General features: G+C 63.6%; 10 protein-coding genes. All 10 read left to right on the top strand.

Features of this window, described 5'->3' with window-relative positions:
- Positions 1-125 precede the first annotated feature (125 nt).
- The 10 genes from U1E26_11410 (at position 126) to U1E26_11365 (ending at position 8,553) form a co-directional block, all read left to right on the top strand.
- Positions 126-1,145 carry a type ISP restriction/modification enzyme gene (locus U1E26_11410; GenBank protein ID MDZ4170242.1) on the top strand — a complete coding sequence of 340 codons (1,020 nt, stop codon included), beginning with the start codon at positions 126-128 and terminating at the stop codon, positions 1,143-1,145.
- Between the two features lie 87 nt (positions 1,146-1,232).
- Positions 1,233-1,691, top strand: coding sequence for a DUF488 domain-containing protein (locus U1E26_11405; GenBank protein ID MDZ4170241.1), 459 nt, complete (start codon positions 1,233-1,235; stop codon positions 1,689-1,691).
- Between the two features lie 432 nt (positions 1,692-2,123).
- Positions 2,124-3,596: an ATP-binding protein gene (locus U1E26_11400; protein ID MDZ4170240.1), complete on the top strand. Its 1,473-nt coding sequence runs from the start codon at positions 2,124-2,126 to the stop codon at positions 3,594-3,596.
- A 644-nt stretch (positions 3,597-4,240) separates the two neighbouring features.
- Entirely contained in the window at positions 4,241-5,587 is a 1,347-nt protein-coding gene (gene purB / locus U1E26_11395) for an adenylosuccinate lyase (protein MDZ4170239.1), read from the top strand.
- 123 nt (positions 5,588-5,710) lie between these two features.
- Positions 5,711-5,962, top strand: coding sequence for a type II toxin-antitoxin system HicA family toxin (locus U1E26_11390; GenBank protein MDZ4170238.1), 252 nt, complete (start codon positions 5,711-5,713; stop codon positions 5,960-5,962).
- The gene (locus tag U1E26_11385; GenBank protein ID MDZ4170237.1) at positions 5,962-6,174 is read left to right on the top strand and encodes a type II toxin-antitoxin system HicB family antitoxin; all 213 of its coding nucleotides are present in this window, start codon (positions 5,962-5,964) and stop codon (positions 6,172-6,174) included. The genes U1E26_11390 and U1E26_11385 overlap by 1 nt, the downstream gene beginning before the upstream one ends.
- A gap of 11 nt (positions 6,175-6,185) precedes the next feature.
- Positions 6,186-6,374 carry a glycosyltransferase gene (locus U1E26_11380; GenBank protein ID MDZ4170236.1) on the top strand — a complete coding sequence of 63 codons (189 nt, stop codon included), beginning with the start codon at positions 6,186-6,188 and terminating at the stop codon, positions 6,372-6,374.
- A gap of 162 nt (positions 6,375-6,536) precedes the next feature.
- The gene (locus tag U1E26_11375; protein ID MDZ4170235.1) at positions 6,537-7,073 is read left to right on the top strand and encodes a TetR/AcrR family transcriptional regulator; all 537 of its coding nucleotides are present in this window, start codon (positions 6,537-6,539) and stop codon (positions 7,071-7,073) included.
- Positions 7,074-7,169: 96 nt separating this feature from the next.
- Positions 7,170-7,481 (top strand): hypothetical protein, encoded by a 312-nt coding sequence (locus U1E26_11370; GenBank protein ID MDZ4170234.1) that lies wholly within the window; start codon positions 7,170-7,172, stop codon positions 7,479-7,481.
- A 196-nt stretch (positions 7,482-7,677) separates the two neighbouring features.
- A complete protein-coding gene (locus U1E26_11365; protein ID MDZ4170233.1) occupies positions 7,678-8,553 on the top strand; it encodes an alpha/beta fold hydrolase in 876 nt (291 codons plus the stop codon).
- Positions 8,554-8,625: the final 72 nt, after the last annotated feature.

The following is an 8,625-nucleotide window of genomic DNA, read 5'->3' as shown; positions in this document are numbered from 1 at the left end:
TCAATCGACAAGACGATGCAGCCGACACTCGTCGTGACCGACGGACTCGATCAGGAGGTGGTGCCCGCGCTCATGGCCGGCTGAGTGACAAGCCCGAGGTCGGAGCAGAGGGCTTCATACACCACTTGCCGGGACGTGGCCCGTACACCTATCGGCCGTTCGATATCCGATGGTTGTACTGGGAGGACGAGACCACGTTGATAATCCGTCCCCGCCACGAGTACAAGGCGCAATTCGATGCGTCGAAGTCATGGCTTGTGGCTTCCCAGCGATATAGGAAGTCCTACAGCCCGCCCATGATTGGCCACAACGCGTTCGCCTTCCACGTGGTTGAGTCAGGGGCGAACGTGTTCCCCACTTCCGTCGTCGGCAAGGGAACCCTGATTGAAAGCGGTCAATCTACAGAGAACGTGAGTGATCGAGCCGCATCATGGCTCACTGCGATAGGACGACTAGCTCGTGCTGAGTCGGTGATGCATTACGTCCTGGGCATCGCCCATTCGCCTCTATTCGCGCGAGAGAACGCTCACGCCCTGGTTCAGGATTGGTCGAGGGTTGCGCCGACAGCAAGCGCAGTCGTTTTCGACCAAGTGGCAGCCTCGGGGGCCACTGTTGACGCCCTTCTCGACGTTTCCGCGCCCTTCAACTCGCCGTTGCGATTCGGCACCCTCGCGGGTGCAGGCAGAGTACTGGATCCCTCCACCGACCTTGCCATGACTGCCCGCTGGGGCATCGCCGGCAAGGGCGGCATCACCATGCCCTCCACCGGAAAGCTCACGGAGCGCGAGTACAGCGTCGCCGAGCGTGTCGCCGTCTCCGAGCACGCCCTGTCGCTCGGCATGTCTGCCGAGCAGGCGATCGCGCTTCTCGGCGAGACGTGTTTCGACGTGTACCTCAACGACATCGCGTACTGGCGCTGCGTGCCGGCCAGCGTGTGGCGCTACACGATCGGCGGCTACCAGGTCATCAAGAAGTGGCTGAGCTACCGCGAGCGCGCGCTGCTCGGCCGCGACCTCAAGCCCGAGGAGGCGCGCTACGTTACCGAGGTGGTGAGCCGCATCGCTGCCCTCGTCCTGATGCAGCCCGAGCTCGACGCCAATTACGAGCGCGTGAAGGCCGACGTGTGGGAGTGGGGGAGTGAATAGCCGCTCCGAGAGATGTAGGTTAGGCCTCGGTTAGGTTTCGTCCACATCGACGTGGCATCATGGACGCGACCGAAAACGGGGGATGCCATGAGCGCGGTTTGCACGATTGGATACGAGGGTGCGGCGTTGGACCAGTGGGTCGAGACGCTGTCCGCTGCTGGTGTCGAGGTCGTCGTCGACGTGCGGGACGTCCCCATCAGCAGGCGCAAGGGATTCTCCAAGACAGCACTTGCGGCTCGTTTGGGCGCCTCGGGTATCGACTACGTGCACATTCGTGCGCTTGGCAATCCGCGCGATTTGAGGCATGCGCTCAAGGACGGCGCGATCACATTTGAGCAGTTCGCGCCGATTTTTCGCGAGCAATTGTCCGCGCGAGGGAGCGACATCGCCCGGGTGCTCGAGCTGGCTGAGAGTCAGTGCATATGTCTCGTATGCTTCGAAGCGGACCCGGCGACGTGCCATCGCAGTCTCGTGGCGGAGTCGCTCATCGCAGCCGCGCCGCAACCTCTCTCGGTGGAGCATCTGAGTCATGCCTGTCGACCGTAAGCGCGTCCTGATCACCGTCAAGACGTATCCCAATCCCAGCAGGGGTGCATAGAAGTGCCTCGCGCTCTGACCGCAGATCTGTGCGGACGGAGCCCCGAGCAGGCGAAGCGTATTCTCGCTTCCATGGGAGACACCGGACTGCTGACTCTCGTTGGCGATCGCCGCGGTGCGCAGTACTTGCCGTCGGCCGATGGGTGACCACGTGTGCTATATGGGGCAGTCTTGGGCGGTTTATGGCGGTCTATGGCGTTTGTTGTGTTCGGTACTCTAGTTGACCACCTGGGGACCTTCTGATCACCGAGAAGTTGACCACCCCACCGGTGCCTATGGGACCACGTGAGATAGGTTCGACCTCGGTTAGGCTTCGTTCGCATCGACGTGGCATCATGGGGCGCGACCCAGAACGGGGGATGCCCCAAGACGGGAGTGAACGTGGAGCCGCGTGACTACATGGAGCTCGCAGTCAGTGTGATGAAGGACTCGATGGCAGAGCCTCGCGATGATGGCAAGCTGAGTCCTTTTGTGGGGGCCGTGCTCGTCAAACCCAATGGCAGCATGGACCAGGCTTGTCGGGGGGAGCTACGCGACGGCGATCATGCGGAGTTCACGCTTCTGGAGCGCAAGAACCGCGACAACCGACTCGATGGCTCAGTGCTGTACGTGACGCTCGAGCCCTGCGCCCCCGGGGCCCGTGGTGAGCGCAAACTCAGCTGCGCAGAACGCGTTGTGCTCGCACGGATCAAGAAGGTGTACGTGGGTGTGGCGGACCCAGATCCCTTGGTTGATCGTCGCGGGATCAAGTACCTGCAAGATCACGGCGTGGAAGTAGTCATGTTTGACCGGGACCTTCAAGAGGCGATCTCGAACGTCAACCAGCCGTTCTTCGATCAGGCCTTGGAGAGGGCTCAACAGGCGGCCATCGAAGCGGATGAGCCAACCAGCCTGTCCACGCTTGATCAGGCCACGGTGGGCGCGCTCTCTGACCTAGATGCGTCGGCTCTCAACCTCTACCGCGCCCGGGCGAAGATTCAGCCGAAGGTCGGGACACGGGCGTTCGAGGAACGCTTGGCTCAGCAAGGCGTGCTTACGATGGATGCTGCGGGGGTGTTCAGACCAAGCGCTTTTGGCTTGATGTTGTTCGGAACTCACCCCCGTGCCGCCATACCACAAGCGGGGCTTCTTGCAACGATTCGGTATCCCGATGGCAGGGTCGAGACTCGCGACTTCGAAGGGCCGTTGGTTCTGATTCCCGAGGCACTCGAGGACTGGCTGGAGGGCAAGTTGCCGCATGTGATCTCTCGGAACCGCATGGAGCGCGAGACAGTCCAAGAGCTGCCTTTCGAGGTGGTTCGGGAAGCCGTCGTCAACGCTCTGGTGCATCGTGACTACGATGTCGAGGGTGCGAAGTGCCAGCTGTCGGTCGATGCTGACACGGTAGTCGTCCGCAGCCCTGGCCGTCCGGTTCCACCTATCACAATCGCCCAACTGCAGGCATTCAATGCTCCGATGCTGAGCAGGAATCCGCGATTGCACTACACGTTCGCGAAGATGCGCCTCGCAGAGGAGCGCGGCCTTGGCCTGAATTCACTTGCCCAACAGGCCAAGAAGCACGGATTGCCACTGCCTCGCTATCAATGGGATGACCCCTACCTGATCTTGACACTCTTCCGCAGTGCGGATGCAGCCATTGCTGTCTTGCCCGCGCATGTTGTGGAGTCGATGAGTTCCTCCCAGGCGGTGGGCTGGAAATGGTTTGCGGCCGCGGGAGTCGCTACTTCCTCGGAGTACGCGACCGCCATGTCCGTTGGCGTGCGGACAGCACGCAGACATCTGGCTGCATTTGTAGAGCTCGGGCTTGCTCGGACTGAGGGAACCGGGCCGTCGACGGTCTACCGCACGCTGTGAATGCATTGAGCGCGATCCGGCTGTCCGGACACGAATCCGGACACTGTGTCCGGATAGGAAGGCGCATCATGAGGAGGGGACGCTATCCGGACAAGAATCCGGACATTGTGTCCGGATAGGTGGTACGAGGACTCGTATCCGGACCTCGCATTCGAGTCCTATGTTGTGGCCGTATCTATGAAGAGAACCGAGCGGCGACTCCTGACGACATCTGGCTCTACAACTCGGCGGCCCTTGGCCGGCTCTACTCGGCCTATGATGCCGCAGAGGCCATGCCGTGGATTGATGAAGCACTAGCAATTGCGAACCGTACCGGTGATCCCGAAGGACTGGTCGACCAGCTACGGCGGCTGCAGACCGAGGCACTGCAGGGGACGCAGAAGCCGAGGCCAACGGATTCAAGCCATCCATCGTGACGTCAGCTCAGTGCTCGCCGGTGTCTTGATGGGCCATTTGTTGCGGCTTAATCCGATTTCGATAAGAAGACCATAGCTCGAAAAGAGGCAGGTCACGGCCGCTCGAGCATGACTACGCGAGGTCCTCAATTGAGCTACCCTCGGTGTATGGACCAGCGCGACAACGGCGCCTCGCTCGGCGATAATGCCTTTGCCACCCCGCCCACGCTCTCCTCGGAGGCCTTCCTCATGATTCCTCGCTACTCTCGCCCCGATATGGCCCGCATCTGGGACCTCGAGAACAAATTCGCGATCTGGCAGGAGATCGAGGTGCTCGCCTGCGAAGCGCAAGCCCAGTTGGGCGAGGCCGGCATCACGCCCGAGGAGGCCGCGCACATCAGATCGACCGCCGCTTTCGAGGTCGCTCGCATCGACGAGCTCGAAGCCGTCACGAACCACGACGTCATCGCGTTCCTCACCAACATGGCCGAGCACATCGACGCCGGGCTCGCGCCTGATGCGCCGAAGCCCAGTCGCTGGGTGCACTACGGCATGACCTCGTCGGACCTGGGTGACACCGCGCTGTGCTATCAGATGGTGCAGGCGATCGACATCGTCATCGCTGACGTCAAGCGCCTCGGCGAGGTCTGCAAGCGCCGCGCGATTGAGGAGCGCGACACCCTGTGCGTCGGCCGCACGCACGGCATCCACGCCGAGCCGATGACCATGGGCATGAAGTTCGGCCGCTGGGCGTTCGCCTGGAAGCGCGCGCTCGAGCGCCTGGAGCGCACCCGCGACAACGTCGCCGTCGGCGCGATCAGCGGCGCCGTGGGCAGCTACTCCAACATCGACCCCTTCGTCGAGCAGTACGTGTGCGAGAAGCTCGGCCTCACCCCCGAGCCCATGTCGACGCAGGTCATCCCGCGCGATCGTCACGCGCAGTTCCTCGCCGTGCTCGCCACCGTTGCTGCGACCGCTGAAGAGATCGCGACCGAGGTTCGCGCGCTCCAGAAATCCGACACCCTCGAGGCCGAGGAGCCGTTCGCCAAGGGCCAGAAGGGCTCATCGGCGATGCCCCACAAGCGCAACCCCATCACCGCCGAGCGCGTGTGCGGCCTGGCGCGCGTCATCAAGGCGAACGCTCAGGTGGGCTTCGACAACGTGGCTCTGTGGCACGAGCGCGACATCAGCCACAGCTCGGCTGAGCGCGTCGTGCTCGCCGACTCGACGATCGCGCTCGACTACATCCTCGGCAAGCTCGAGTGGATCCTCGACGGGATGGTGCTCTATCCGCAGCGGATGATGGTCAACCTCGAATCGACCCGCGGGCTCATCTACTCGAGCCGTGTGCTGCTCGCGCTCGTCGACACGGGCATGCTGCGCGAGGACGCATACGTGGTGGTGCAGACGGCGGCGATGAAGGTGTGGGACGACATCCAGAATGCGGTGCCGGGTCCGGGGCTTCGCGACTACCTCGAAGGCGGTTCGCACGACTTCCCGCTCGATCTCATGGCGGTCGAGAAGTGCTTCGATCCGCGCGAGTTCCTGACGCGGACCGGCGTGCTGTTCGATCGGGTGGAGGGGTTGGAGTTCTAGGTTGAGCCGTTGCCTCGATGTACGGGATGAACGCGCGCTCTCAGTTACGAAAGAATCTGGCAAGCAATCGGTAAGCACCGCCCCCTAGCCTTGGCGTGTCAGTACACGTCGGGGGGCGGGTCGATGAATCCGAGGAAGACGCTGCGATCCATCGAGGCGGGGTCTCTCGACGTCCGATTCGCCGATTTGTGTGGCTTGGCTACCGCCTTCGGGTTCAGGCTCGCCAGGGTCTCGGGCAGTCATCACATCTTCACGCGCCCGGGCGTTCCCGAACTGCTGAACCTGCAGGATGTTGGCGGACGGGCCAAGCCGTACCAGGTGAGACAGTTCATGAGCCTGATCGCGCGGTATAGTCTGAAGATGGAGGTACGCTGATGAGCGACTACGAGATCACCATCTTCTACAGTGCCGAGGACTGTGGCTACATCGCCGAAATCCCGCAGCTCGCGCACTGCTCGGCATACGGGAAGACGCCCGCTCAGGCACTGGCCCAAGTCGAGATCGCCCGTGACGCGTGGCTGGCGGCTGCTCGCGATGAGGGCAGACCGATTCCTCAGCCCAAGGCACGGGTAGGCGGCCGGACCTGAGACGTCCACTCGTGCCGACCCTCACCGCCGTCATCCCCACCCTCAACGAGGCCGAGCGTCTGCCGCGGCTTCTCGAGCTTCTTGCCGCCCAGACGACGCCGCCCGACGCGGTCGTCGTAGCCGACGCGCACTCCACCGATGACACGCGCGCTATCGCTGCGGCGGCCGGCGCACCGCCGGGTTCCAGGGTGTGCAGCTGATCTAGGCACTCGCGGGCGCAGTGACCCCAGGGCTTCCCGCCGTTCGCCTAGCGCGGCAGGAAACTACTTGACAACTCAGTTTCCATGGAGGAAACTGCATGGCATAGGGAGTTTCCACGCCGGTGTAAGTGCCGGCACTGAGTCACCGGGAGTCGTGAAACGATGAGCACCAAGCAGCAGATCGCCGAGGTCTTCGAGCAGCATGTGGGCCGGGTGGGCTACGACAAGGCCACCCTCGACGACGTCGCCCGTGAGATGCACATCTCGAAGAAGACAATCTACGTCCACTTCGACGGAAAGCGCGACATCTACGCGCACATCGTCGCCCGGCAGGCGGCGCGCGAGAAGATGCGGCTCGCAGCAGCGGTGGCAACGCTGCCCACCTACGCCGCGAGAGTGGAGGCGGTCGTGGGATTCGTTCTGCAGTCGGCACGTGCACACATCAACGAGACCGGTCGCGACGAGTGGATGCGCGAATACGAGGTCGCCGCCGATGCATTCCGTCAGGCCAATGGCGAGCTGCTCCGCGAGCTCATCGCGGCGGGTATCGAGGCCGAGGAGTTCTCGGCGGGGGACGTGGCCTTCATCGAGCGCATGGTAGCGGCGATGGTTCTCGACTATCTGGTGATGGTCAACGAGGACCCGGCGATCGATCACGATGCCGAGCTCCTCGCACGCATCCTACAGTTCTTGCAGTAGGTTCCACGGGGCGTTCGGGACCGACCCGGCCGCCCTTTGTTCGGCCCGATGGAAACTGGAAACCAACAGGGTTTCCACGAAGAAGGAGGAACGACGATGAAAGGAATCGCAATCGCAGGACAGACCGCGGGCGAAGCGGCGTGGTCGATCTCCATGTTCGTGCTCTCGCTGGTGGTCACGGGGGCCTTCGGCTACCTGCTGGTCACGGACCCCGGTAGGCTCAACGAGGCTTGGGCGTGGACACGCTCGCTGCCGCTGATCTTGCAGGGGCTGATCTGGCTGCTCTTCCTGCCGTGGATGATCGCGCTGTGGATCTGGACGCTGCCGTGGGCGATGCCGGTTCGTTTGGTGCTCGTGGTCGGCGTTCTCGCGTGGACAACATGGCTGCTGTTCCCTTGGAAGGCGTGAGGGCGATGACCGAGATGACTCAGGTGTAGATCCGCTCATCTCGGGCGCTTGCTCCTTGGCATCAATTATGATTGTCGCCGTAAACACGCTGTGTCGCGGCGCGCCTGAAGACCGCAGTAAGGGACCCGCATGCGGTGCTCGGTCGGCCTGGAGCTCGCGGACACAGCGGGCAACGATGTGGGAGGTGGGTGTGCTAGTGCCCAAGAGCACCACGCATCGCTGGCTGGCCATCCTCGGCTGGACCGCCCTCGGCCTCGTACTGGCCATCTACATCGGGCTGCCGGCGGCCATGGGCATCGCGGCCGTCTGGCCCTCGCGCGCGTCCGTGGGTGAGCCACCGGCAGGTTTCGAGGCCGTGACTCTTGAGCGCGCCGACGGCGTGGAGATCGCCGCCTGGTACGCGCCCCCGCGAAACGGCGCCGCCATCGTGGTCGCACACGGAGCGGGCGGCTCGCGCCAAGGCGTCCGTCGGCAGGCGGAGATGTTCGCCGAACGCGGCTACGGGGTGCTCGCCATCGACATGAGCGGCCACGGCGAGAGCGGCGGTCGCGCCAACCGGCTTGCGTGGCAGGGCAGCGAGGACATCTCTGCCGCCGCGCGCTATCTGGCCGACGAGTCCGGAGTGCGCAGAATCGGTGCTTTCGGCTCCTCTATGGGCGGGGAGGCGGTGCTTGGTGCGAGCGCAGCGGTGCCGCAGCTCGAGGCGATCGTCGCCGACGGCGCGACGCGACGCTCCACCGCAGAGCTCACGACGCTACCTTCCAAGCGGTCACTCGTGGAAAGCTTCGTCCCGCGCGTCATGTACGCGACCGTGCAGGCGCTCGCTTGGCAGCGGCCGCCGGCTCCGCTGCTTGAAGAGATGCGAAAGGCGGCTGCGACGCGCTACCTGCTCATCGGCGCCGGCGGCAATCCGCTCGAGACGGAGTTCAACCGCTATTTCGCCGAGCAGATCGGTTCGCGTGCGGAGCTGTGGATCGCGCCTGGCGTCGGTCACGTCGGTGCACTGAGTCGGTACCCCGAGGAGTACGAGCGTCGGGTCATGGAGTTCTACGACGAGGCGCTGTTGCGGTAGTCGCCGGGCGCTCGCGAAGTCGGCGACCGGTCGGCTCAACGATTCGAATCCTGTCTGAGGTTGGCGCAGCAT

The organism is Coriobacteriia bacterium, from assembly GCA_034370385.1.
In the GTDB taxonomy this organism is placed as follows: Bacteria; Actinomycetota; Coriobacteriia; order Anaerosomatales; family PHET01; genus JAXMKZ01.
This window is presented reverse-complemented; position numbering and strand designations above follow the sequence as displayed.